General features: G+C 67.8%; 26 protein-coding genes. 11 read left to right on the forward strand and 15 right to left on the reverse strand.

Translation table 11 applies throughout. From position 1 onward, the window contains the following. Nucleotides 1-117: 117 nt before the first annotated feature. The 4 genes from GZ64_RS0105710 to GZ64_RS0105725 all read left to right on the forward strand — a co-directional run bounded on the left by GZ64_RS0105710 (nucleotide 118) and on the right by GZ64_RS0105725 (nucleotide 3771). Nucleotides 118-402: a hypothetical protein gene (locus tag GZ64_RS0105710; protein WP_021200443.1), complete on the forward strand. Its 285-nt coding sequence runs from the start codon at nucleotides 118-120 to the stop codon at nucleotides 400-402. Nucleotides 403-575: 173 nt separating this feature from the next. Next, nucleotides 576-1655, forward strand: coding sequence for a GNAT family N-acetyltransferase (locus tag GZ64_RS0105715; RefSeq protein WP_029265463.1), 1080 nt, complete (start codon nucleotides 576-578; stop codon nucleotides 1653-1655). Nucleotides 1656-1756: 101 nt separating this feature from the next. Then, complete coding sequence (locus tag GZ64_RS0105720) at nucleotides 1757-2452, forward strand: ABC transporter ATP-binding protein (protein WP_029265464.1); 696 nt, start codon at nucleotides 1757-1759, stop codon at nucleotides 2450-2452. After that, nucleotides 2449-3771, forward strand: a complete 1323-nt coding sequence (locus GZ64_RS0105725) for an FtsX-like permease family protein (RefSeq protein ID WP_029265465.1) — start codon at nucleotides 2449-2451, stop codon at nucleotides 3769-3771. Before GZ64_RS0105720 ends, GZ64_RS0105725 begins: the two co-directional genes overlap by 4 nt. A gap of 81 nt (nucleotides 3772-3852) precedes the next feature. On the opposite strand, the gene mutM is transcribed toward GZ64_RS0105725, so the two are convergent. The 6 genes from mutM to GZ64_RS0105755 form a co-directional block, all read right to left on the reverse strand. Then, nucleotides 3853-4719 (reverse strand): bifunctional DNA-formamidopyrimidine glycosylase/DNA-(apurinic or apyrimidinic site) lyase, encoded by an 867-nt coding sequence (mutM, locus tag GZ64_RS0105730; RefSeq protein WP_029265466.1) that lies wholly within the window; start codon nucleotides 4717-4719, stop codon nucleotides 3853-3855. Beyond that, nucleotides 4712-5404 carry a ribonuclease III gene (gene rnc, locus GZ64_RS0105735; protein ID WP_029265467.1) on the reverse strand — a complete coding sequence of 231 codons (693 nt, stop codon included), beginning with the start codon at nucleotides 5402-5404 and terminating at the stop codon, nucleotides 4712-4714. The genes mutM and rnc overlap by 8 nt, the downstream gene beginning before the upstream one ends. A gap of 10 nt (nucleotides 5405-5414) precedes the next feature. Then, complete coding sequence (gene rpmF, locus GZ64_RS0105740; protein ID WP_017830754.1) at nucleotides 5415-5624, reverse strand: 50S ribosomal protein L32; 210 nt, start codon at nucleotides 5622-5624, stop codon at nucleotides 5415-5417. Between the two features lie 2 nt (nucleotides 5625-5626). After that, on the reverse strand, nucleotides 5627-6175 hold the full coding sequence (locus GZ64_RS0105745; RefSeq protein ID WP_021200437.1) for a YceD family protein: 549 nt from the start codon (nucleotides 6173-6175) through the stop codon (nucleotides 5627-5629). A 71-nt stretch (nucleotides 6176-6246) separates the two neighbouring features. Next, complete coding sequence (gene coaD, locus GZ64_RS0105750) at nucleotides 6247-6744, reverse strand: pantetheine-phosphate adenylyltransferase (RefSeq protein WP_021200436.1); 498 nt, start codon at nucleotides 6742-6744, stop codon at nucleotides 6247-6249. A gap of 30 nt (nucleotides 6745-6774) precedes the next feature. After that, nucleotides 6775-8949 (reverse strand): ATP-dependent DNA helicase RecG, encoded by a 2175-nt coding sequence (locus GZ64_RS0105755; protein WP_029265468.1) that lies wholly within the window; start codon nucleotides 8947-8949, stop codon nucleotides 6775-6777. A gap of 61 nt (nucleotides 8950-9010) precedes the next feature. Here GZ64_RS0105755 and rsmD point away from each other — a divergent pair, with 61 nt between their 5' ends. Further along, nucleotides 9011-9625 carry a 16S rRNA (guanine(966)-N(2))-methyltransferase RsmD gene (gene rsmD / locus GZ64_RS0105760; protein ID WP_029265469.1) on the forward strand — a complete coding sequence of 205 codons (615 nt, stop codon included), beginning with the start codon at nucleotides 9011-9013 and terminating at the stop codon, nucleotides 9623-9625. Here rsmD and thiL read toward each other — a convergent pair. Continuing rightward, complete coding sequence (thiL, locus tag GZ64_RS0105765) at nucleotides 9595-10590, reverse strand: thiamine-phosphate kinase (protein WP_029265470.1); 996 nt, start codon at nucleotides 10588-10590, stop codon at nucleotides 9595-9597. The two genes, rsmD and thiL, sit on opposite strands and share 31 nt — an antisense overlap. Before the next feature lie 23 nt (nucleotides 10591-10613). On the opposite strand from thiL, the gene GZ64_RS0105770 reads away from it, so the two are divergent. Beyond that, nucleotides 10614-11096, forward strand: coding sequence for a DUF3515 domain-containing protein (locus GZ64_RS0105770; protein ID WP_021200432.1), 483 nt, complete (start codon nucleotides 10614-10616; stop codon nucleotides 11094-11096). A gap of 22 nt (nucleotides 11097-11118) precedes the next feature. Here the strand turns inward: GZ64_RS0105770 and GZ64_RS0105775 are convergent, their stop codons facing one another. The 6 genes from GZ64_RS0105775 to leuC form a co-directional block, all read right to left on the reverse strand. Then, nucleotides 11119-12201: a D-alanine--D-alanine ligase family protein gene (locus tag GZ64_RS0105775; RefSeq protein WP_036271561.1), complete on the reverse strand. Its 1083-nt coding sequence runs from the start codon at nucleotides 12199-12201 to the stop codon at nucleotides 11119-11121. Continuing rightward, a complete protein-coding gene (locus GZ64_RS0105780) occupies nucleotides 12107-13264 on the reverse strand; it encodes an NAD(P)H-dependent glycerol-3-phosphate dehydrogenase (protein ID WP_373695366.1) in 1158 nt (385 codons plus the stop codon). The genes GZ64_RS0105775 and GZ64_RS0105780 overlap by 95 nt, the downstream gene beginning before the upstream one ends. Beyond that, a complete protein-coding gene (locus GZ64_RS0105785; protein ID WP_029259084.1) occupies nucleotides 13230-13994 on the reverse strand; it encodes a lysophospholipid acyltransferase family protein in 765 nt (254 codons plus the stop codon). The genes GZ64_RS0105780 and GZ64_RS0105785 overlap by 35 nt, the downstream gene beginning before the upstream one ends. After that, nucleotides 13991-15358, reverse strand: a complete 1368-nt coding sequence (gene murA, locus GZ64_RS0105790; RefSeq protein WP_021200428.1) for a UDP-N-acetylglucosamine 1-carboxyvinyltransferase — start codon at nucleotides 15356-15358, stop codon at nucleotides 13991-13993. Before murA ends, GZ64_RS0105785 begins: the two co-directional genes overlap by 4 nt. Before the next feature lie 66 nt (nucleotides 15359-15424). Then, a complete protein-coding gene (gene leuD, locus GZ64_RS0105795; protein ID WP_021200427.1) occupies nucleotides 15425-16021 on the reverse strand; it encodes a 3-isopropylmalate dehydratase small subunit in 597 nt (198 codons plus the stop codon). A 3-nt stretch (nucleotides 16022-16024) separates the two neighbouring features. Further along, complete coding sequence (leuC, locus tag GZ64_RS0105800; protein ID WP_021200426.1) at nucleotides 16025-17470, reverse strand: 3-isopropylmalate dehydratase large subunit; 1446 nt, start codon at nucleotides 17468-17470, stop codon at nucleotides 16025-16027. A 191-nt stretch (nucleotides 17471-17661) separates the two neighbouring features. On the opposite strand from leuC, the gene GZ64_RS0105805 reads away from it, so the two are divergent. After that, the gene (locus GZ64_RS0105805) at nucleotides 17662-18957 is read left to right on the forward strand and encodes an O-acetylhomoserine aminocarboxypropyltransferase/cysteine synthase family protein (protein WP_029265471.1); all 1296 of its coding nucleotides are present in this window, start codon (nucleotides 17662-17664) and stop codon (nucleotides 18955-18957) included. Then, entirely contained in the window at nucleotides 18954-20267 is a 1314-nt protein-coding gene (locus tag GZ64_RS0105810) for an LLM class flavin-dependent oxidoreductase (RefSeq protein ID WP_029265472.1), read from the forward strand. The genes GZ64_RS0105805 and GZ64_RS0105810 overlap by 4 nt, the downstream gene beginning before the upstream one ends. 7 nt (nucleotides 20268-20274) lie before the next feature. Here GZ64_RS0105810 and GZ64_RS0105815 read toward each other — a convergent pair whose 3' ends face one another. After that, nucleotides 20275-20772: a DUF427 domain-containing protein gene (locus tag GZ64_RS0105815; protein ID WP_029259080.1), complete on the reverse strand. Its 498-nt coding sequence runs from the start codon at nucleotides 20770-20772 to the stop codon at nucleotides 20275-20277. Between the two features lie 36 nt (nucleotides 20773-20808). Here GZ64_RS0105815 and GZ64_RS0105820 point away from each other — a divergent pair, with 36 nt between their 5' ends. After that, nucleotides 20809-21405, forward strand: coding sequence for an LON peptidase substrate-binding domain-containing protein (locus GZ64_RS0105820; RefSeq protein ID WP_136024828.1), 597 nt, complete (start codon nucleotides 20809-20811; stop codon nucleotides 21403-21405). Between the two features lie 39 nt (nucleotides 21406-21444). Here the strand turns inward: GZ64_RS0105820 and GZ64_RS0105825 are convergent, their stop codons facing one another. After that, on the reverse strand, nucleotides 21445-22449 hold the full coding sequence (locus GZ64_RS0105825) for a TerC/Alx family metal homeostasis membrane protein (protein WP_021200421.1): 1005 nt from the start codon (nucleotides 22447-22449) through the stop codon (nucleotides 21445-21447). A 289-nt stretch (nucleotides 22450-22738) separates the two neighbouring features. Between GZ64_RS0105825 and GZ64_RS0105830 the strand changes: the two genes are divergently transcribed. Both GZ64_RS0105830 and GZ64_RS0105835 read left to right on the forward strand, forming a co-directional pair. Then, nucleotides 22739-23299 (forward strand): RNA polymerase sigma factor, encoded by a 561-nt coding sequence (locus GZ64_RS0105830; protein ID WP_029265475.1) that lies wholly within the window; start codon nucleotides 22739-22741, stop codon nucleotides 23297-23299. Then, nucleotides 23296-24444 (forward strand): DUF4349 domain-containing protein, encoded by a 1149-nt coding sequence (locus tag GZ64_RS0105835; protein WP_029265476.1) that lies wholly within the window; start codon nucleotides 23296-23298, stop codon nucleotides 24442-24444. The genes GZ64_RS0105830 and GZ64_RS0105835 overlap by 4 nt, the downstream gene beginning before the upstream one ends. Nucleotides 24445-24519 lie beyond the last annotated feature (75 nt).

Here is a 24519-nt window from a genome sequence, read left to right on the forward strand (position 1 = left end):
GTCCACGCTCCGTGGCATCCGCCGACCCACGCTTCCTCCGCATCGTTCCCGACCGCTCCGCTGTCGGCGTGCGGTGCTTCCGCATCCATCACCACCATCCCTTTCGAAGGAACCATCGTGAACACCACGTTGCATCGCAGCGACATCCACCCGCCCGATACCGAGGACCGCGAGGTCCTCCAGATCCCCCGCCCCGACGAACTGCGCCGCTTGTCGCTCGCCGATCGTCTCTCGCTCCGGATCGGCCTCTGGCTCTTCCAGAGGGCGCAGCGCCCCCGACGTCCGCGTCGCGGCCTGCGCATCGATCCGGCAGACATGTTCCTGCTCGGTGAGCAGCGTCATCGTTCGGCAGCGGAATCTTACGCACTGCTGACGTATGACATGCAGCGCGGAATGCGTTGACGCCGCGATTCAGCGGTCGCCCTCCGCAGCACCGTCCCCCTCTGAGTGCGCCCGCCCGTGTAGTCCGCGGGCGGGCGCACACAGAGGTTCCGTCTCCTCGTGGCGCGAACGCCGCATCCCGTAGACACCCGGCCTCGATCATCACCCTGAGCACCTGCACGAAAGAAGCTGACATGAAGACCACCGAACCGACCATCACACCGCTGATCGTGCCGGTCTCCCTGGATGCCGACGACGCCGCGGAGTTCCGCGCGTACGGAGACCTCAACCGACTCGTGTGCGACGAGCAGGTGGGACTCCCCGATCTCGCCCCGGACGCCGCGCAGATGCTGCCGAACTGGCAGGACGACAGCGACGCGCTCGACCGTGGGTTCGTGGCACGGATCGATGACGAGATCGTCGGCATGGTGACGGTCACACTCGCCCAGGAGACCGAAGCCCATGCGGCCGAGATCGACCTGTTGGTTCCGCAAGCGCACTGGGGGCTCGGCGTCGAGGCCGATCTGCTCGACCGCGCCGAAGAAGAAGCACGCGCTCACGGGCGAACCGTCCTGCAGATCTGGAGTCTCCACCGTCCCGTGGAAGCCGACCGGATGCTCGTGCCTCGAACGGGATGGGGACGCATCCCCGCCACCCCGCTCTCCGAGCTCGCCGAGGACCACGGTTACTCGCTGGAACAGGTCGAGCGCAACAGTGAGTATGACCTGCACAGCGACGTCGGCCCGCTCCGTGATGCTCTGGCGGACGCGAGCGCGTTCGCCGGGCCGGACTACCGCATCGTCGAGTGGAACATGCCGACGCCTCCGGAGTGGCGGGACGGCTTCGCCGCCGTGCTCGCACGTCTTTCCACGGATGCCCCGAGCGGCGACATGGACTTCGCCGAGGAACACTGGGACGCCGACCGCGTCATCCGCCGCGAAGCGCGACTTCTCGGTGCGGGTCAGACGGTGTCCGTGGCCGCCGTGCAACATGTGCCGAGCGGCCAGCTCGTCGCCTACAACGAGTTGCTCATCGCCGCGGATCGCACCGGTGTCACCCATCAGTTCGGAACGTTGGTCAGCAAGGAGCACCGAGGGCACCGCCTCGGCACGATCGTGAAGTGCGCGAACCTGCTCCGATGGCGCGAGCTCATGCCTCTCTCGACCGTCGTCTCCACCTTCAACGCCGAGGAGAACCGACCGATGCTGAGCATCAACGAGGCGATCGGCTTCGTTCCCGTGTCGTACGCGGGCGCGTGGCAGAAGAAGATCTGAGGTACGCGCGGACCCGATCTCATTCTTCGGGATGACGTCGGGCCCGCGCGGTCATCCGCCGGGGCGACGACGGCGGATGATCGCTCAGCGAGGCTGGAACCATGAACATCCCCGTGATCGAAGCCCACGCCCTCATCAAGAACTTCGGGACGACCCGCGCTCTCGCCGGCGTCGACCTCGCGATCCATCGTGGCGAGGCCGTCGCGATCATGGGCGCCTCCGGATCGGGAAAGACCACGCTCCTCCACGTGCTGGCCGGGATCACCGCCCCCGATTCCGGCAGCGTACTGTTCCGCCCCACCGAGGGCGCCCCCATCGAGGTCACCGCGCTCGGCGAGTCCACGCGGTCGCGTCTGCGTCGCGAGAGGTTCGGCTTCGTCTTCCAGCAGGGGCTTCTCATTCCCGAGCTGACCGCCGTCGAGAACGTGGCTCTCGCATCCATGATCAACGGCGTCCGTCGTCAGGATGCCGTACAGCACGCAGCATCCTGGCTCGCGGCCCTCGGACTCGCCGGTATGGAGGAACGCCGCATCGGCGAGCTCTCCGGCGGTCAGGCACAACGCGTCGCGATCGCCCGAGCACAGGCCACCGGCGCAGAGCTCGTCTTCGCCGACGAACCGACCGGTGCGCTCGATTCGACCACCTCCTCCGAGGTGATGGACGCCCTGCTGTGGTCGACGACCGGGCAGGGGCGGACACTCGTCGTGGTCACACACGACCCGGAGGTGGCCGCCCGTTGCTCCCGTACGATCGCCGTGCGCGACGGACGTATCATCTCCTCGGCGGTGGCCGCGTGAATCGCAACGTGCTGGCGCTCCTCCTGCGTCCGGCGCCCGGACAGGCCAGCGTCCTCGCGTTGCCCGTCGTCGCGTTCGGGGTCGTGACCACATTGGTGCTCACGGTCATCGGGGGCGCACAGTCCTTCTGGGGATGGACCGATGAGTTCGCACCCTTGTACCAGGGGCTTGCAGCGATCGCTCTCGTTCTCCTGGTCGTGCCGCTGATGTCCCTCGGCGGGGCAGCGGCTCGTCTCTCCGCGCGTCGACGCGATGAACGGCTCTCCACCCTCCGCCTGCTCGGTGTGTCACCTGGCGGGGTGACGATCGCGACGGTCACGGAGTCCGTCCTCGTCGCGGCGGTCGGCGCCCTCGCCGGCGTCATCGCGCATGTCGCCATCAGTCCGCTCATCGGGCTCATCCCGTTCCGCGGGGAGCCGCTCGGGTTCGCGGCCGTGGTCCTCCCTCCGCTGCAGACCGTCATCGTCGTGGTCGCCGTGCTCGCGCTCGCAGCCACCAGCGCCGTCATCGGCCTTCGTCGTGTCGTCATCTCGCCGCTGGGCGTCCGTACGCGCACCGATGTGCCGAAGGTGCACTGGATTCGAGCCGTACTGGCAGCCGGAGCGATCGCCATCGCGTTCGCACTCATCAAGGTGTTCCCCTCGGTGGGCGGAGTCGTGATGACCATCGTCGTCCTCGCGGGACTGTTCGGTGCCGCACTCGGTGTGTTGAATCTCGTGGGACCGTGGGTGCTCAAGGTCGCGGCATCGCGTCAGCTGCGTCGCGCCGAGCGAGCCGAGCGGCTGCTGGCCGCACGCATCGTGCTGGACTCGCCCAAGGCAGCCTGGCGCCAGGTGGGTGGAATCGCCATGGCGAGCTTCATGGCCGTCTTCGCCGGCACCGGAGTGGCGCTGATGAGCATGATGAGCGATTCCGACGCCGCCGCTGCCGACATCGCGCTCGCCGACGACATCCGCACGGGACTCATCATCACGCTCATCGGCTCCTTCCTGATGGTCGCGGCGTCCGTCGGCGTCAATCAGGCCTCGGACGTTCTCGACCAGAGCGAACTGCACCGCAGCCTGCACCACCTCGGAATGCCGCTCGACACCGTGGACCGGGCACGACGACGCGCGATCATGTCGCCTCTGCTGGTGACGGCGATCGGGTCGGCACTGGTGGCAGCGCTCCTGGTGTTTCCGCTGGTCGGTATCGCGCTGATCACGGCTCCGGTCTCTCTGATGACCATCGCGCTCGTGGTCACCGTCGGGATCGGTGTGGTGTGGGCGACCACATGGGCCACCCGCCCGCTGCTCCAGCGCTCCTTCCAGACGGCGTGACCGCCACTCCGCACCTGCGGCGACTGACGGGCCGGGAGCCTGACGCACACAGCGTTCAGGCTCCCGGCCCGAGCACGCGACTTACTTCGGCAGCCGCTGGCACCGCGGGCAGAAGTGCGAACCGCGATTCATGAAGCTCTCCCGGATGATCGGCGTGCCACATCGCGGGCAGGGCTTTCCCTGCTGTCCGTAGGCATTGAGCGAGTGCGCGAAGTACCCGGCCTGGCCGTTCACATTCACGTACTGCGCATCGAAGCTGGTGCCGCCCTCCGCGAGCGCCTTCGCCAGTACGAGCCGCACCTCGTTCAGCAGTCGGCGCACCGCCTGTGTGGAGAGTCGGTCGGACGGTGTCTCCGGGTGGATGCGCGCCGCCCACAGCGACTCATCGGCATAGATGTTGCCGATCCCGCTCACGACGCCCTGGTCGAGGAGCACGCGCTTGATCGCGCTCCCCCGCCGTGCCAGCGCGGCGCGCAACGCACGATCGTCGAAAGCCGGATCCAGCGGATCGCGGGCGATGTGCGCGACCTGCGTCGGAATCGACGAACCGTCGTCATCCACCAGGGCATCGACCGCGAGCGACCCGAAGGTGCGCTGGTCGGCGAAAACGATCGCGAGTTCGCCGTGGACGGGATGCTCGATGCCGATGCGCACCCGCTCATGCCGCTCGGCACCGGCGTCCGGTGCGCGCAACAGCACCTGTCCGCTCATCCCGAGGTGCGCAATGAGCGCGGAATCCTCATCGTCGAGCGGAAGCCAGAGGAACTTCCCCCGGCGAGAGGCTGCGGTGAAGGTCCGCCCCTCGAGACGAGCGACGAAATCGGCGGCGCCGGCGACGTGCCGCGTGAGCGCTCGCTCGTCGAACACGCTCACCGCGGTGATCAGAGATCCGACCGCGGCCGGGGCGAGGCCCGCCCGGACCACCTCGACCTCGGGAAGCTCAGGCACGCTCGCTGAGGGTGCGCCAGGCACTGAGAGCCGCGGCCATCTCGGCTGTCTTCTTGCTGCTGCCGGCACCGGTCATGCTCACGTCGCCTACGATGACGGTCGCCACGAAACGACGGTCGTGATCCGGGCCGCTCGCCTCCACCGAGTACTGCGGAGGCGTCGCACCGACGCGGGCCGCGAGTTCCTGCAGGCTGGTCTTCGGGTCCATCGCCGCGCCGTAGCGTTCCGGGTCGGCCAGCAGCGGTTTCGTCAGACGCAACACGAGTTCCGTGGCGGCCTCGGGACCTGCGGAAAGGTAGGTGGCTCCGATGACGGCTTCCATCGTGTCGGCGAGGATCGAGTCCTTGTCTCGGCCACCCGTCTGCTCTTCGCCGCGACCGAGCAGCAGATGACTGCCGAGGTCGATCCCTCGAGCGACCTCGGCGAGAGCGACCGTCGACACGACGCTCGCACGCCGCTTCGCCAGCTCGCCCTCATCGAGGTCGGGGTGCGTGGTGAAGAGCATGACGGTCACCGCCTGCCCGAGGACGGAGTCTCCGAGGAACTCCAGTCGCTCGTTGTGCGGGATGCCGCCGTGTTCGTACGCGTAGGAGCGGTGGGTCAGGGCCAACTCCAGAAGCTCCGCGTCGATATCGACGCGGAGCTTATCTGGGAGAGGCCTCGTCCCCCCGGGGACCTCCGTCACGGTACGCGACTCAGACGTCAGCGACCTTGCGGCCCTTGTACTCCAGGAAGAGCTCCGTGCCCTGTGAGTCGGTGACGACCTTCGCCTGGTGGGGACGGCTGTAGACGACCTGGCCGTTCTCGATCGTCTTGACGAGGGCGACGGGCGCCGCCTTCCACTGCGCGCGGCGCGAGCGGGTGTTCGAACGGGATACCTTGCGCTTCGGGGGGTTACCAGCCATGACTAGCTCTCTTCTTTCTCGGCGGCACGAGATTCTTCCGTGCCGTCTTGGTCTGTGATGTTCTGGAGCGCACTCCACCGAGGATCGATGGGAGCGGCCTGCTCCGTTCCGGTGCTCACGGTCAGTCGTTCACCCGTTTTCGGGTCGAGACCCGGGCAATCCGGCTGACACACCGGCTGAAAAGGAAGTGCCAGTACGGCCGCATCCCTGACGAGAGTTTCAAGATCCACGTGGTCGTCTTGAACCTCGAAGTCAGTTTCTTCCTCACCAGGATACGCGAAAAGCTCCTGGAACTCGACTTCGACGGGCCGAGTGATGTCGATGAGGCATCTTCCGCACACACCGACGTACTCGGCGTCAGCGGTTCCCGACACGAGGATGCCCTCGTGGACGGACTCCAGCCGGACGTCGAGATCGAGTTCGGATCCCGCCTCGTAGGACACGATCCCCTCACCCCAGGCTTCGGAGAGAGCGACGGTGAACTCGTGTTCGCGCATCTCTCCCGGGCGCCGGACGATGTCGCGGACGGGGAGGACAAAAGGGCCGTTCATTCGAGAGCGCACCGTTCCATGCTACCGGCCGACGCGAGCGGTCGCCCTGACCGCGCGCTCAGGGAAGGGACTCAGATACCGCGGGAACCGGTGTCGAGGAAATCTGCCACCGCTGCGGGAACGAACGGGGTCACGTCGCCGCCGAGGGAAGCCACCTGGCGAACGAGCGAACTCGACACCATCGCGTGCGACGGGTCGGGCAGAAGGAACACCGTCTCGATACCGGCGAGGTGCCTGTTGACGATCGCCATCGGGGACTCGTACGCGACATCGATCTGCGAGCGGATACCCTTCACCAGCACCCCGGCATCGACATCGCGGGCGTAGTCGACGAGGAGGCCCATGCTCCACGAACCGATCACGATGTTGCCCTGCATGCCGTCATCCGCGATCGACTTCTCCAGCAGGGAGAGCCGCTGCGCGATCGGCAGCATCGCCTCTTTGCCCGGGTTGTGCACGACGAGCACATGCAGTTCGTCGTAAAGGGCGGCCGCACGCCGGATCACATCGAGGTGACCCAGGGTCGGCGGATCGAAGGAACCCGGGACGACGGCGATCCGGCTGCTCATGTTTCCAGCCTAGGGCACGCCGGTTCCGGTTCAGTTCTTCGCCAGCGCCGCTCGATCCTCGTCGCTCACACGTCGTCCGATCGCCTCGCGCAGGCCCGGGTGGTCGGCCAGATCCGGATCGACGGAGAGGATGCCCTCCGCCACCTCGCGCGCACGCGTGATGAGGCCGGCATCCTTGACGACGCGGAGGAGTTTCAGAGAAGAGCGCACACCCGCCTGTGCGGCGCCGAGCACATCGCCCTCCCCGCGCAGCTCCAGATCGACCTCCGCCAGGGCGAACCCGTCCAGCGTGGCGGCGACCGCGTCGACGCGGTCACGGGCGAGCGACCCGGCCTCGGCCTCGGTGACGAGCAGGCAGAGCCCGGGAACACCCCCTCGACCGACGCGCCCTCGAAGCTGGTGCAGCTGCGAGACGCCGAAACGATCGGCATCGAGAACGATCATCGTGGAGGCGTTGGGCACGTCGACGCCGACCTCGATCACCGTGGTGGCGAGCAGCAGATCGATGTCTCCCCGGGCGAACGACTGCATCACCGCGTCCTTCTCGTCCGACGGCATACGACCGTGCAGAACGGCGCGGCGCAATCCGCCCAGAGTGGGATGGGTGGCGAGGGCTTCGTCGAGCTGTACGACGCCCCATCGCGGCCCGGAGGCCCCTTCCGGAGCGAGCGACGGCTGCTCCCCCGCCTCCGTCGTCTTCTTGGTGGTGTCGATCGCTGCACAGACGGCGAAGACCTGTCGTCCCTGAGCGATCTCCTCCGCAGCGCGCTCCCAGACACGGTTGAACCACCCCGGGTGCTCAGCGAGCGGCGCCACGAACGACTCGATACCCGCGCGGCCGGCCGGCATGGTGCGGATGACCGAGGTGTCGAGGTCGCCGAAGACCGTCATCGCGACCGTCCGCGGAATCGGCGTCGCGGTCAGCACGAGGGCATGCGGGCTCGACCCCTTCGCCCGCAGAGCCTCGCGCTGCTCGACACCGAACCGGTGCTGCTCGTCGACCACGACCAGGCCGAGGTCGGCGAACGTGGTCTTCTCCCCCAGCAGCGCGTGTGTTCCGACGACGATCAGCGCCTGACCGGAAGCAACCCGCAGAGCAGCCTTGCGACGCTCCGCCGCCGGCATCTGACCGGTCAACAGCGTCGGCATCAGCTGGGGCGCGAGATCGGGCCCCAGCATCTTCGCGATGGAACGCAGGTGCTGACCCGCCAGCACCTCTGTCGGAGCGATCAGCGCCGCCTGCCCGCCGCTCTCGGCGACCTGCAGCATCGCGCGGAGAGCCACGAGGGTCTTACCCGAACCGACCTCTCCCTGGACGAGCCGGTTCATCGGCCAGGCACCCACGAGATCCTCGGCGATCTGGTGTCCCACCGTCTCCTGATCGGGCGTGAGCGTGTACGGGAGGCTCGCGTCGAAGCGTTCGAGCAGTCCGCCGGCACTCGCAGGCCGTGAGGTGGCGGAGAGGGCACGGATCGCATCGCGCTGCTGGAGCAGCGCGGTCTGCAAGGTGAGCGCCTCGTGCATGCGCAGGGTTCGCACGGCGGGATCGATGTCGTTGCGAGTACGGGGACGGTGCACAAGCTCCAGGGCCTCGCGGGCGGTGAGCAGCTCTTCTCGTTCCCGGATCTCCGCCGTCAACGGGTCCGGCGCGTCGGAGAGATCATCCAGCACGCGTCCGATGAGTCGAGCGATCTGCCAGGTCTGGATCGCCGAGGTAGCCGGGTAGATCGGGATCGGGACGGCGGCCCGCGCATCCGCACTGCGTCGGGCCGAGTCCTCGTCGTCGAACAGCTCGTATTCGGGGTGCGCGAACTGCGTCACACCGTTGAACTCGCCGACCTTTCCCGAGAACACGCCCCTTCGACCCACCGCCAGATCCTTCGATCGCCACTCGGCAGCACCGACGTTCTTCGCGAAGAACGTCAACGACATGCGTCCGATGCCGTCACCGATCACGACATCGACCATGGCTCCCGGACGATTGCGCATGCGACGGAAGCTGGACGACAGCACCTCCGCGACGATGGTCACCGTCTCGCCGAGGGGGAGGTCGCGGATCGGAGTCAGCTCGCCCGGATCGGCGTAGCGCCGAGGATAGTGCGCGAGAAGGTCACCGACGCTCTTCATGCCGAAGGCGCGACCGAGCGTCTTGGCAGACGCCGCACCGAGCGCATCCTCCAACGAGGAATCGAGCGTGAGCGACATGTTCCGAGTCTAGGGAACGCGACGGACACGGCAGACATCCCGCCTGTCGTATCGTGAACGGGTGACGAGGATCATCGCAGGCAGCGCCAGAGGGGCCCGACTCGAGGTGCCGGGCTCGGGCACACGGCCCACGAGCGATCGGGTGCGCGAGTCGTTGTTCGGCGCGCTGGAATCACTGAGCGCGATCGCCGGGGCGCGGGTCCTCGATCTCTACGCCGGATCGGGAGCCCTGGGCTTGGAGTCGCTCAGCCGCGGAGCCGCGAGTGCCGAGTTCGTGGAGCGCGGACGCCCGGCCGCCGCCATCGTCCGACGAAACGCCGGCGTGGTCGCGAAGGCCGGCAGTCTCCCGCTCGGTCGTGTGCACGAGAGCACGGTGCATGCGTTCCTGCAGCGCGCGACGGGACCCTTCGACCTCGTCTTCACCGATCCGCCGTACGACCTCGATGACGTCGCCATGACCGCCGATCTCGTCGCCCTCGCTCCACTCCTGTCGTCGGATGCCGTTGTCGTCGTGGAACGGGCGCGCCGCTCGACGCCCCCGGACTTCGGCGCGGCGAACCTGGCGCAGTTCCGGGAGAAGACCTACGGCGACACCACCATCTGGTGGGCCGAGCCCGCTGCCGACGAGGACGACGAGCCGGTCGATCAGCCTGCGACCGAGTCCCAGTCCCGATAGGGGTCCCACCCACTGAGGTCGACGGGAAGGTCATCGCAGAGCAGATCTTCCGGTCCGGCAGCACGAACGGCGCCGATGACGCGGAACCCGGGCGGGAGCACACCCTCGGGGAATGCGGCGAGCAGGGCGTGATCCTCCCCTCCGGCGATCGCGCGCTCAGGATCGTCCCCGAGAAGATCTCGTTCCAGTGCGATCGTGACGCCGGAAGCCGCGGCCATCCGTCGCGCATCGAGGGCGAGTCCGTCGGACACGTCCATCATCGCCGTCGCCCCCGCCGTCGCGGCGACTGCGCCGAGGCCGATCGGGGGCGCGGGCCGCAGTTGCGCCGTCACCGCCACGCGCTCTCCGGCGGCGAGCTTCGCGGCATCGACAGCCACCGGCACGTCGCCGTCTCGGAATCGACCGAACAGCACCGCGAGTCCACGTGCGGCATGACCGAGTTCACCGGCGACCGCGACGACATCTCCGGGGCGCGCACCGCTCCTGGTCACGGCAGTGCGTCCCTCGAGGTCGCCCAGCGCCGTCACCGCCACGGTCAGCACATCCGACACCGTCAGGTCGCCGCCGACCACGGCGCAGCCGGGGGCGAGCGCGGCACACGCATCGCGGAAGCCGTCGGCGAGCCGCTCCACGAAAGAGAGCCGCAGGTCGCGCGGCACCGCGAGAGCGACCAGCAGCGCGGTCGGGCGCGCCCCCATCGCCGCGACATCCGCGAGGTTCACCGCTGCGGCCTTCCAGCCGAGGTCGTACCCGCTCGACCATGCGAGCCGGAAGTCCGGGCCGTGCACGAGCGTGTCCGTCGTCGCGACCACGGAACCCGACGGCGTGGCGATCACCGCCGCATCGTCTCCCGGCCCGATGAGCGTGTGGGCCCCCGTCGGCGTCCGTGTCAGGATCGCCTGCAGGATGCGCCCTTCGGAGAGATCTCCCAGGCGCGGATCGTCGGCTTCGTGTCGGGAGGGCATGCTGTCAAAGGTAGCCTGGAAGCATGCCCCGTTCCCGTCGCCTCGCTGTCCTCGCCGGGGCAGTGACCCTCACCGCGGTGCTCGCCGGCTGCTCGACCACCGTGCACCTCGAGCCTGCAGCCGATGCGAACAATCCGGCGTGTGCGAACGTCTCGGTGCTGCTGCCGGAGTCCGTCGGCGGACTCGATCGTGTCTTCACCGACGCGCAGGCGACCGGTGCCTGGGGCGACCCCACAGTCGTGCTGCGGTGCGGTGTCGAACCCCCTGCGCCGTCGGCCCTGGTGTGCACGACCCTCGGCGGCGTCGACTGGCTCGTGCTCGACCAGGAAGAGGACCGTCAGCGCCTCGTCACCTTCGGTCGCGACCCCGCGGTGGAAGTGACGATCCGCCGTGGCGAACAGATCGACTTCCAGGCGATCGTCGACAAGATCTCGGCGAGCATCCAGTCCGGGCTCCAGCCGGCGACCGGACAGTGCACGGACCGCGTCGAGTTCCCCGCGGGCTGACCGCCCCCGGGGAACTCCGATCTCAGCGGCGCAGGCCCGCTTCGATGAGCTCGGTGATGAGATCGCCGTAGCTCAGGCCCGATGCGACCCAGCACTTGGGGAACATCGAGATCGGGGTGAATCCCGGCATCGTGTTGAGCTCGTTGACCACGAGTTCACCCGACGGCGTCAGGAACATGTCGACACGAGCGAGGCCTCGTCCGTCGACAGCCTCGAACGCGCGGACGCCGATCTCCTGGATCGCTGCGCACTCCGCATCCGTCACCTCGGCCGGACACACGACGTCCACGCCGTCACCGCCCAGGTACTTGCCCTCGAAATCGTAGAAGCCCCGCGACGTCAAGACGATCTCGCCGGGCAGCGAAGCCTTGACTCCGTCAGCGGTCTCGAGCACCGCCACCTCGATCTCGCGCCCGCTCACCCCGGTTTCGATCAGGACCTTGTCGTCTTCGGCGAACGCCACCGCCAGAGCCGCGTCGAGCTCGTCGGCGGTCTCGACCTTGGACACTCCGACGCTCGAGCCCGCACGGGCGGGCTTCACGAACACCGGGAGGCCGAGTTCCGCAGCACGCGCACGCACGTCTGCGGCACTGCGGTCCCAGTCCTTTCGGCGCACCGTCACCCACGGCGCGACCGCGATGCCGGATGCCTCGAGCGCGATCTTCATGAAGTGCTTGTCCATGCACAGAGCGGAATCGAGGACACCGCCTCCGGCGTAGGGGACCTCGAGGGTGTCGAAGTAGCCCTGGATCGTGCCATCCTCCCCGTGGGGTCCGTGCAGGATGGGCAGGACGACGTCGATCTCCCCCAGCCCCTCGACGGTGCCATCGGCGTGCACGACCCGCAACGTGCGGTCGCCACCGGGCTCCGGCCACAGCACCCGAGTGCCGTTGTCGACGACTTCGGGGAGGTGCGCGGCATCGAGCGGGAACTTCGCCGGATCGTCGTCCTCGAGGACGAACGCTCCTTCACGGGTGATCCCGACGGGGATCACGGCGTAGCGGTCGCGGTCAATCGCGCCCAGCACGCCCCCCGCCGTTGCGGAGCTGATCGAATGCTCGCTGGAGCGCCCGCCGAAGAGCACCACCACCGTCTGCTTGTCCATGGTTGGTCCTCTCACCCTGCGGGGTGTCGTCGTCCGTCGTCAGATGGGGTGCGATGTCTCGCGGATCCATCTTGCCGTCGAGCACCATCTTCACCTGCTCGACGATGGGCATGTCGACCTCGGCTTCGCGAGCGAGCTGCAGGATGGGCGCGACGGAGGCGAGTCCCTCGGCTGTCTGCTGCATCTGCTTCACGACGTCCTGGAAGCTGTATCCCTGACCGAGCAGTCGCCCGGCGGTATTGTTGCGGCTCAGTGGCGACTGGCACGTGGCGATGAGGTCGCCCAGACCGGCGAGGCCCTGAAGCGTCTCCGGGTGCGCGCCGTTCGCGACCGCGAAGTCGGTCATCTCGACCAGTCCACGGGTGATGATCGACGCCTTGGTGTTCTCGCCGTAGCCGACACCGTCCACGATGCCGATGGCCACGGCGATCAGGTTCTTGAGGACGCCACCGAACTCGGTACCGATCACATCGGTGTTCACGAAGGTACGGAAGTAGCTGTTGCGGGCCGCGCGTGCGACGATCTCCGCCGTCTCCTGGCTGCGTGAGGAGATGACGGCGGCGGTCGGCTGCTCCCGGGCGATCTCGAGGGCGAGGTTCGGCCCCGAAGCCACCGCGATGCGATCGGGGTCACACCGCAGCTCCTGCTGGATCACCTGGCTCATGCGCAATCCGGTGCCGCGTTCGACACCCTTCATGAGGCTGATGATCTTCGCGTCGCTGTCCGCGATCAGCGGCCGCAGAGCTTTCAGGTTCTCGCGCAGCGACTGACTCGGTACGGAGAGATAGACCTGGTCCACCCCCTCCAGCGCGGTCGCGAGCTCGTGGGTCGCCGCCATCGTGCGGGGAAGGTTGATCCCTGGCAGGTAGCGCGAATTGCGCTTGGCCTCGTTGATCTCCTGGGCGAGTTCGGCACGACGCGCCCACATCGTCACCTGGGCGCCCCCGTCAGCGAGGATCTTGCCGAAGGTGGTCCCCCAGCTGCCCGAGCCGATGACGGTGGCCCGTGGGCCTGCTGCAACGGTTCTCTTAGGAGTCAAGGCGCCCGGTCTCCTTCTGCCCATGGCTCGCGGGGTTCCACCGCTCCGCCGGTGCCTTCTCGTCCCGCAGCTCCTCGAGGAGCGCGGTGATCGCGTTCATGAGTCGATTGGTGGCCTCGGTGAGGGCCGCCGGCTCTCCGGCACGCTCGCGCAGATCGGAGACGTCGACCGGATCGCCGATGAGCACCTGGACCGGCTTGCGCAGCGGCCAGAGGCTCAGACCCTTCTGGTAGCGCCCCATGATCGCCTGGGTGCCCCACTGGGCCATCGGGATCAGCGGGATGCCATCGGCGAGGGCCAGGCGTACCGCACCCGACTTGCCGCGCATCGGCCACAGGTCGGGATCACGCGTGAGCGTGCCCTCCGGGTAGACGATCACGCCGCGGCCGTGCTCGACGAGCTCCTCCGACTGCTTCATCGTCTGCCGTGCGGAGGCAGCGGACGAGGTGCGCGCGACCGGGATCATCCCGGTGCGGTGCAGGAACCAGCCCAGCACCGGGACCGAGAAGAGGCTCTCCTTCGCCATGAACCGCGGCGCGCGACCGGAGCGCCACACGGCGACGGCGACGATGAGCGGATCGAACTCGGAGTAGTGGTTCGGCGCCAGGACGTACGACCCCTCCTGGGGCAGCTTCTCGGCCCCGCGGACACGGATCTTCGCGATCAGAGAGACCGGCGGGATGATCAGCGCCGCGAGCGGCCAGAAGATGCTCGGACGCTTCGTCTCCGATGATCGGGACGTCACCGCGGTCACCGGATGACGTCGAAGTCGGCGCCGAGCGCGTCGAGCTTGGCGAGGAACTTCTCGTAGCCGCGGCTGAGGATGTCGACACCCGACACCTTCGATTCGCCGGTGGCCGTCAGTGCCGCGATCACATGGCTGTAGCCGCCGCGGAGATCGGGAACCACGATGTCCGCGCCATGCAGAGGCGTCGGGCCGGTGATGACTGCCGCCTGCTCCAGGTCCCGCCGCGGAACGCGGCGCGGGCCGTCCTGGAGACCACGGGGGTGCACGACGATGTCGGCCCCCATCTTGACCAGGGCATCGGTGAACCCCATCCGATTCTCGTACACGGTCTCGTGCACGACGGAGCGGCCGTGTGCCTGCGTGAGAGCGACGACGAGCGGCTGCTGCCAGTCGGTCATGAAGCCGGGGTGCACGTCGGTCTCGATCACGACGGGCTTGATGTCGCCGTCGCGACGGAAGAGGATGCCGTCTTCCTGGATGTCGAACCAGCCGCCCGCCTTGCGGAAGACGTTGAGGAACGTGAGCATCTCCTGCTGCTTGGCGCCGCCGACGAAGATCTCGCCGTCGGTGGCCAGCGCCGCGGATGCCCACGATGCCGCCTCGTTGCGGTCGAAGATCGACCTGTGGTCGTATCCGCGGAGCTTCTCGACGCCCTCGATCACGATGACGCGGTTCGGCTCGTACGAGATGATGGCGCCCATCTTCTGCAGCACGGCGATCAGGTCCATGATCTCGGGCTCGATGGCCGCGTTGCGCAGCTCCGTCACGCCTTCGGCGCGGACGGCGGTGAGCAGCACCTGCTCCGTGGCACCGACGCTCGGGTACGGAAGGTGGATGTTGGCGCCGTGCAGACGGCTTCCCCCCGTCGAGAGGCGGATGCCGCTGGGCAGCTTCTCGACGATCGCGCCGAACTTACGCAGAGCGTCCAGATGGAAGTCGATGGGACGATCCCCGATGCGGCATCCACCCAAGTCGGGGATGAACGCCTGACCGAGACGGTGAAGCAGCGGTCCGCAGAAGAGGATCGGGATACGCGAGGCTCCCGCGTGGGCGTCGATCTCCTCGAAGTGCGCCGACTCCACATCGCTCGGGTCGAACACGAGCGAACCGGGCTCATCGCCCTCGGATACGCGAACGCCGTGCACCTCGAGCAGCGACCGCACGACGGCGACGTCACTGATCGCCGGCACGTCGCGCAGAGTGCTCACGGTCTCGCCCAGGAGCGAGGCGACCATGGCCTTCGTCGCCAGGTTCTTCGCGCCCTTGACATCGACACGGCCGCGAAGCGGACGTCCGCCTCGGATGGCGAGGACGTCTCCGGTGAGGGCAGGGACTCCGTCCGGAAGAGCGTCGCGCACAGGTGTCGTCATTCGGAGCCTCACTTCATTCACGGATTTCGGGGGCGGGTTGCCCCTGGCTCCCCCGCCCCCACCGTCTTACTGAACGGGAAGGGTTCGGGGCCGCCACGACTCGCGACGGGCCTCGAACTGCGCGATCTTGTCTTCGTTGCGCAGCGTGAGCCCGATGTCATCGAGCCCTTCGAGGAGCCGCCATCTAGTGTAATCGTCGATACCGATGTCGGCCTGGACGTCGCCGATGGACGCGGTGCGCGCCTCGAGGTCGACGGTCATCTGGACCCCGGGATTCCGGTCGATCTCAGCCCAGAACCGCTCGAGATCCTCTTCCGAGATCGTCGCGGCGAGCAGACCCTGCTTGCCCGAATTGCCCCGGAAGATGTCGGCGAAGCGCGGGCTGAGCACGACTTTGAAGCCGAAGTCCCGGAGCGCCCAGACCGCGTGCTCGCGGCTGGATCCGGTGCCGAAGTCGGGTCCGGCGAGAAGCACCGATGCCCCCTGGAAAGGCGCCTGGTTGAGAACGAAATCGGGATCCTGACGCCATCCGTGGAACAGAGCGTCCTCGAAACCGGTCTTCGTGACCCGCTTGAGGAAGACGGCGGGGATGATCTGATCGGTGTCGACGTTCGAGCGCTTCAGAGGCGCCGCGATACCCGTGTGAGTGGTGAACTTCTCCATGATTCAGAACCCTTCCGTGAGGTCGCTCGGGCTGGACAGGGTGCCACGGATCGCGGTGGCTGCGGCGACGAGCGGCGAGACGAGGTGCGTGCGCCCTCCCTTGCCCTGCCGGCCCTCGAAGTTCCGGTTGGAGGTGGACGCACAGCGCTCCCCCGGAGCCAGCTGATCGGGGTTCATCCCGAGGCACATCGAGCATCCGGCGAAGCGCCACTCCGCCCCGAAGTCCTTGATGACCTTGTCGAGGCCCTCCGCCTCGGCCTCCAGCCGCACCCTGGCGGATCCGGGGACGACCATGACCCGCACCCCGTCGGCCTTCTTCTTGCCCTCGATGATCGAGGCGAACGCACGCAGGTCCTCGATACGGCTGTTGGTGCACGACCCCATGAAGACCGCGTCGACCGGCACCTCCTTGAGCGGTGTCCCCGGAGTCAGATCCATGTACTCCAGCGCACGCTCGGCGGCGGCGCGCTCGTTCGGATCGTCGATCTCGGCCGGGTCGGGCACCGAGGCCGAGAGCGAGCTGCCCTGACCGGGGTTCGTGCCCCACGTCACGAAGGGCTCGAGCTGGTCGGCGTCGATGAACACCTCGGCGTCGAACGTCGCGCCGTCGTCGGTCGGCAGCGTGCGCCAGTACGCGACGGCCTCTTCCCAGTCCTGTCCCTTCGGCGCATGCGGGCGGCCTTCGAGGTATGCGAACGTCGTCTCGTCGGGAGCGACCATGCCGGCGCGGGCCCCCGCCTCGATGGACATGTTGCAGATGGTCATCCGGCCCTCCATCGACAGGGCGCGGATGGCGCTGCCGCGGTACTCGAGCACGTACCCCTGACCGCCGCCGGTGCCGATCTTCGCGATGACCGCGAGGATGATGTCCTTGGCCGTGACACCGGGGCGGAGCGTCCCCTCGACGTTGATCGCCATCGTCTTGAACGGCTTGAGCGGGAGCGTCTGGGTCGCCATGACATGCTCGACCTCGCTCGTGCCGATGCCGAACGCCATCGCGCCGAATGCGCCGTGGGTCGACGTGTGCGAATCGCCGCACACCACCGTGATGCCGGGCATCGTCAGCCCGAGCTGAGGACCCACCACGTGCACGATGCCCTGTTCGGCATCGCCCAGCGAGTGCAGACGCACCCCGAACTCGGCCGCGTTGCGGCGCAGCGTCTCGATCTGCGTACGGCTGGTGAGATCGGCGATCGGCTTGTCGATCTCCCACGTCGGGGTGTTGTGATCCTCGGTGGCGATCGTGAGATCGAGACGGCGCAGCGGGCGGTCTTCGCTGCGCAGTCCGTCGAAGGCTTGCGGGCTGGTGACCTCGTGCACCAGATGCAGGTCGATGTAGATGAGATCCGGCTCGCCGTTCTCACCCTTCACGACGAGATGGTCGTCCCAGACCTTCTCTGCGAGAGTTCTGCGGCGTGCGGAATCGGCACCGTTTGCGGGGGTGGTCATTGCGTGTCTCCTGTGGCTGGCGGTTCGGCCCACGATGGACTCCGCGACGAGGAGGGGCTCAGAACGAGGTCTCGTCGCGGCGCCTAAGAAGAAGGAGGACGGCCCGCATGACGTCAGATTACCACCGCTGGGACATGCTCCTCCCCGTCATGACACTCTGTTGAGCACCCCGACCGACCGAGAGGCACCGCATGACCGTCGACTCCGCCCGCTTCGCCACACGCGCGGTCCATGCGGCGAGAACCCGCGAGACTGCGGCGTCGCGCGCGACGCCGATCTACCTGACGGCGGGCTTCGAGTTCGACGACTTCGATCACGCAGCCGATCATTTCCGCACAGGGACAGGCTTCGGATACACGCGCACCGGGAACCCCACGGTGCGCGCGGTGGAACGGCAACTGGCCGCCCTCGAATCGGGAGCGGACGCCGTGCTCGTCGCCAGCGGCCAGGCGGCGGTCGCCACTGCCCTGCTGACCGTCGCGGGCGCCGGCGATCACATCGTGTCGTCGACGCACATCTACGAAGGCACCAGAGGCCTGTTCCTCGACAACCTTGCGCGGCTCGACATCGAGACGACGTTCGTCGACGACATCGCCGATCCGGAGGCCTGGCGCTCGGCGATACGCCCGAACACCCGTGCGCTGTTCGCCGAATCGCTCGCCAACGCGCGCAACGACGTGCTCGACATCCGCACCGTCAGCGGCATCGGCGACGAGCACGCCATCCCGCTCATCGTGGACAACACGCTGGCCACGCCTGCGTTGCTGCGGCCTCTCGAGCACGGAGCTGCGATCGTGGTCCACTCCGCGTCGAAGTTCCTCGCCGGTCACGGCTCCGTGCTCGGTGGCGTGCTCGTCGACGACGGACGCTTCGACGCCGAGCTGGCGGGCCACAACGCCCCCCACCTCGTACTTCCCGGTCGGGGCGAGACGCCCAGTGTCTTCGCGCGACACGGCGGTCGTGCCCGCATCGCGTACGCCAGGGAGTCGGTGGCTCCGCGCTTCGGCGCCTCTCCCTCGCCGCTCAACGCCTTCCTGATCGGACAGGGCGTGGAGACGCTCGGACTCCGGGTCGAGCGTCAGTCCCGCAATGCTCTGCAGATCGCCCGGTGGCTGGAGCAGCACGAGGCCATCGAGAGCGTGGACTACGTCGGACTCCCCTCCCACCCCGACCACGCGCTCGGGAAGCGCTACCTCGACGGCGGTTCCGGCTCGATCTTCACCTTCACCCTTCGGGGCGGACTTCCCGCAGCGCGCCGCTTCGTCGAGGATGTCCAGGTCTTCACCCACATGACCCACATCGGAGACGTCCGTTCCCTGGTGCTGCATCCGGGGACAACGAGTCATGCGCAGCGCACCGACGAAGAACGCGAGATCCTCGGCGTCGGACCGGGCACCCTCCGCCTGTCGATCGGCATCGAGGACGTCGACGATCTTCTCTCCGACCTGTCTCGCGTGCTCCAGGGTGTGCGGGAGACGGTGGCATGACCCGCCCTCAGCACTTCGGCTGGTTCCTCGCCCGTGGCTTCGGCCCGCAGGGTTGGGGGTATCCGTCGCTCGACTGGGACTACGACTGGACGCGTCCCGAGATCTATCAGGAAGCCGCGCGGACGCTCGAACAGGCCGGGTTCGATCTGGTCATCATCGAGGACGCACCATCTCTGGGATCGCCTTCGACGATCGACCTGCGGGTGCGGCACGCTTTCGGCGGGCCGAAGCATGATCCGCTCCTCCTCGCGCCGTACCTCTTCCAGGCGACCAGGCATCTCGGCGTGGTCCCGACGGTGAATCCCGCCGCCTCCCTCCCCTACACGGCGGCGCGGCAGTTCGCGACCTTGCAGCACCTCAGCGGTCACCGGCTCGGACTCAACGTCGTCACCGACACCGGCAGCGCCCGCCACTTCTCCGACGCGACGCAGCTGGGACACGACGAAGCGTACGACCGCGCCGAGGAATGGCTCACCGGCATCCGCTCGCTCTGGCGCAGCTGGGATGACGGGGCCCTCGTCGCCGACCGCGAGACCGATGTCTTCGCCGATGGCACGCGGTTGCGGGCCGTCACGCACCGGGGCGAATACTTCGCGTTCGACGGACCGCTGAACGCCGTGCCGTTCACCGAGGGGGAACCCGCGATCGTCTCACCCGGGGGCTCGGGTCGAGGACTCGGCTTCGCCGGCGCGAACTCCGACGTACAGCTGGCGCTCGCCCCGCTGCACGAGAAGTCCGTGCGCGACTACCGCGCCAAGGTGCACGAGGCGGCGGTCGCGAAAGGCCGACGTCCGGACGACATCAAGATCCTCTTCGCCATCCAGCCCGTGATCACGTCGTCGAGCGACGAAGCCGATCGCATCGTCGCGGCCTCTACGCACCCCGACGACGCCGCGCTCGTGCAGATCGCCCGCAAGCAGTCGAGTGATCTCGAGACCGACCTGACGTCACTCGACCTCGACCGGCCGCTCGACCTCTCGATCTTCGGCGCCCATGTCTCGCGGGGCAGCATCCAGCGCCTGATCGGCGACCGCGGGGAGGACGCCCCGCTGCGTGCGCATCTGAGCGCGCTCGCCCGCGCCGGTCGCCTCAAGGATCGCACCGGATTCGTCGGCACCGCTGAGGAGTTCGCAGACCTGATCGACGAGCTCGGCGACTGGGGCAACGACGGCGTGCTGCTGTGGGGCGACTTCCACCCCGTGACGCTGCACCGGACGCTCGATGAGCTCGTACCCGTTCTGCGCCGCCGCGGGATCCTCCGACGCGAATACGCAGAGGGTGGCCTGCAGGCGAACCTGCGCGCGTTCTGATCGGCGGTCACCAGCCCAGGGAACCGGGATCGCCCTTGAAAGGGCCGACGACGGACGAGGTGACCCAGCCGCCGTAGAACCCACCCGGCTGTGGCGTCGCGATCTCGTCGCCCACCGTGCACTCGTCCATCGGGGCCGCGTACACGGCGATCCGATCGGTCAGCGCCTCGAATCCCGGTGTCGGATTCGGATAGTTCCAGGCGGCGCCCCGGCGCACGGTGCCGCCGTTGCGCACGTCGAAGTAGCGGGCCGCGCCCTTGAACTCGCAGAACGATGCGCCATCGGCCTCGACCAGTGCACCGGGGACGAAGTCGGCGATCGGAAGGTAATACACGGGAGGGTGGCTCGTCTCCAGCACGCGCACCGCACGACGGGTATCGGCGATCAGGTCTCCGCCGAGGCGGATCGTGACGCGCTCCGTGACCGGCTCGACGCGCGGGGGCCTCGGGTAGTCCCAGACGGATTCCTGTCCGGCGGCGGGGGCGATGGGGCGAGGTCGACGCATCTGTTCACTTTACGTCTCTCGGTGTTGACTGGTGCCGTGACCGTCATCCCGATGTTCCCCCTCGGCTCCGTGCATTTCCCGCATACGCCGCTCCCCCTCCGCGTGTTCGAGCCGCGCTACCTCACGATGATCGGCCGGCTCCTGGATGAGGAGGACCCTCGATTCGGGGTCGTTCTCATCGAACGCGGTCACGAGGTCGGCGGGGGTGATCGGCGCAGTCCTATCGGGACGATGGCCCGGCTGGTGAACGTATCCGCCGGTGCGGATGCGTTGCTCGCCGTAGCCGTCGGCACCGACCGCTTCACGGTCGAGGAGTGGCTCGATGACGACCCCTTCCCCCGCGCCGAGGTGACGTCGCTGTCCGCGCTCGAATGGAACGACGAGCTCACTCCGCTCCGCACTGAAGCCGAGGCGATCGTGCGCCGCACTCTCGCACGCGCCCCCGGAGCGCAGTGGGACGCCGACACCGAGATCTCGGACGAGCCGGTCGCCGCGGCCTGGCAGCTCGCGGCGATCGCTCCCCTGGGCGAGTACGACAGATATGCACTGCTGAACTCCACCACGATGGGTGGGCTGCTTCGTCAGATCATCGACCTCACCCTAGACGCCGAGCTTCTGTGGTCACGCGGATGAGAGGAGAGGCGTCCGCTGGCGAGCGTGCCGCCGCCGGCGTCACTCCACGGTCGTGGATCGCCTCGCCACGCGCTTCTCACGGGACGACGCGATCAGGCTTGCGACCGTCGCGATGGTCATCGAGGCCAGGATCACGCCGAGCGAGACCATGTTGCTGATGTCGGGCACCCACTCGACGTGCTCGCCGCCGTTGATGAACGGCAGTTCGTTGACGTGCAGGGCGTGCAGGATCAGCTTGATGCCGATGAAACCGAGGATGACGGCGATGCCGTAGTGCAGGTAGCGCAACCGGTCGAGCAGGTCGCCGAGCAGGAAGTAGAGCTGGCGGAGCCCCATCAGCGCGAAGATGTTAGCGGCGAAGACGAGGAAGCCGTTCGTGGTGATCTCGAAGATCGCGGGGATGGAGTCGATCGCGAAGATCAGATCGGTCACGCCGATGGTGATGAAGACGATGACCATCGGCGTCCACATGCGCTTGCCGTCCACCGTGGTGCGGATCTTCGAGCCGTCGTAGGTCTCGCTGATGTCCACCCGGCGACGCAGCAGCCGCACGATGAAGTTCTCACGCTGCACCTCGCCCTCGTGGTCGCCGTCCGGCATGGCCTGGCGGATCGCGGTCCAGATGAGGAAGGCGCCGAAGATGTAGAAGATCGGCGAGAAGTTCTCGACGATCGCGACGCCGGCGAGGATGAAGAGCCCTCGCAGGACGAGCGCGATGATGATGCCGATCATCAAGACCTGCTGCTGCAGCCGTCGCGGAACGGCGAACTGGGCCATGATCAGCACGAAGACGAACAGATTGTCGATGGAGAGGCTGTACTCCAACGCCCATCCGGTGATGAAGTCGCCGGCGTTCTGCCAGCCCCCGACGTTTCCGAGGAGCACGGCGAACAACAGCGCGAGGCCCACGTAGAAGACCACCCAGAGTGTGGATTCCTTCGTCGACGGGATGTGCGGCCGGAGCCGGATGAGGAGCAGGTCGCCGATCAGGATGATCGTGAGGACGATCATCGAGGTGATCTCGAACCAGACGGGAATATCCAAGGGCGCACTGCACCTTTCGCGGAGGGGTCGGGAATGAGTCGAAAGTCTCTCCCCCGCACTGACGTGCGGCGCGCGCCCGGAGCAGCAATGACGGTGCTCGTGATGACGTTACGCGCGGATTCGGGATACTCCCTCTCGCCCGGGCAATGCTACCGGAGCCTCGGCATCAGCGGGAGCGGATGACGCCCGAATCTTCGCGCCCCACCCGACCCCCGGCTCCCGCATCGAATCTGAGACGATGGGGCGTCGATCGACACTCTCCCTGTGAGAGACACCGAACGGAACCGGGATGCCCCTGCAGACAGATGACCAGAGATGGGCGGCGCAGGCCGCGGCGGGCGACGAGAGCGCCTTCCGCGAGCTGTACCGCACACACGTGCGACCTGTGTACTGGATCGCGCACGGCATCCTCGCCTCGCCGGCCGACGCGGAGGATGTGACGCAGGAGACGTTCGTCGTCGCCTGGCGCAAACTCCCCCGTCTGGAGCTCCAAGGTGAGTCGATCCTGCCCTGGTTGGCCACGATCTGTCGCTTCCAGGCAGCGAATCGAGTTCGCCAACGTCGGAGGGATCAGGCGCACACCGCGGAGGCGGTCGATGAGACCCTGTTGCCGGACACGGTGAGCGTCGAGGAACAGGTCATCACGGCGGAGCTGGCTGCGCGGATCGCGCAGGAGGTGGGCACGTTGAGCGAGCTGGACCGCGAGATCTTCCGCCTGTGCGCGTCGGAGGGCTACGCCTATCAGACGGCTGCCGAAGAGCTCGGGGTGACCCACGCGGTCGTTCGGAATCGTCTCTCCCGAGTGCGCACGCAGTTGCGGGGCGCCGTCACGGAAGCGAGAGACGCATGAACGAAAAGACCCCCAGCGGCGACCTGCCCGACCTCTCGGACGAGACGATCGCCCGCATCGAAGACGCGGTCTTCGCCGAGATCGCCACCGAGCGGGCCCCCGCGCACGTCGGGAAAGCGCGATCGCGGACGCGCCAGCGGCGTTGGCTCACCGGCGCAGGCATCGCTGCGGCTTTCGTCGTGGGTGTGCTCGTGACTCCGCCGATCCTCGGCGCCGTCGGCGGGGGCACCTCCGTCACGGCCGACGGTATGAGCACTTCCGGCGGCTCCGTCGCCGATTCCGCTCCCTCCTCCCCCGAGCGGATCACAGGGATCACACCCGAATCGCTGCCCGACGGCGCACTCAGCTCCGGCACGGACGGAACTCTCCCCGGCACGGTGGAGTCCGGCACCGCGGAGGCCGACACCGGACGCCAGATCATCGCCACGGCGCAGGCGACGGTCCAGGTGAAGAGCATTCCCGATGCCGCGACGGCGATCGCCGCCCTGGCGGAGGAGCACGGCGGCTACGTCGAGAGCACGGAGATCGGGAAGTCGATCGCCGCCGACGGCTCCTCCGAGCCGGCCCCCGTTCCCGCCGATTCGGCGTACGGCTGGATCAACATCCGGGTGCCGTCGGCTGATCTGCCCGACGTGATCGCCGCTCTCGATGACACCGGCGACGTGCTCTCGTCGTCGACGTCGAAGCAGGACGTGACATCGGTCGCGATCGACCTCCAGGCGCGCGTCGACTCCACCCGAGCGTCGGTCGAGCGGCTCACGCAGCTGATGGCGCAGTCGGGAACCGTCGCCGAGCTGATCGAAGCCGAGGTGGCGCTGACAGACCGCCAGGCACAGCTCGAATCGTATGAGCAGCAGCTCGCCGCCCTCGACGATCAGGTCGCCATGTCATCGCTGCAGGTGCAGCTGACCAAGGCGAGCACGCCGACCACCGCCGACCCTGCCGGCTTCGTCGACGGGCTGACGGCGGGATGGAACGGGCTCGTCGTGTCGCTGAACGCGCTGGTCATCGCCCTGGGCTTCCTCCTCCCCTGGCTCGTGATCGCGGGCGCCGTCGTGCTCGTCGTCTGGTTCCTCCGCCGCGCACGACGGAACCGACGCCTCGCCGGCGCGACGACATCAGACGAGACGATCGTCGAAGCCTGACGCGGCCGGTGTCAGGAAGAGGCCGTCTCCCTGTGGCGGGAGCCGGCCTTTTCCTGATTTTCCGGCTTATACAAG

The sequence above is a fragment of the Microbacterium sp. Cr-K32 genome, assembly GCF_000708345.1.
Lineage (GTDB): Bacteria > Actinomycetota > Actinomycetes > Actinomycetales > Microbacteriaceae > Microbacterium > Microbacterium maritypicum_A.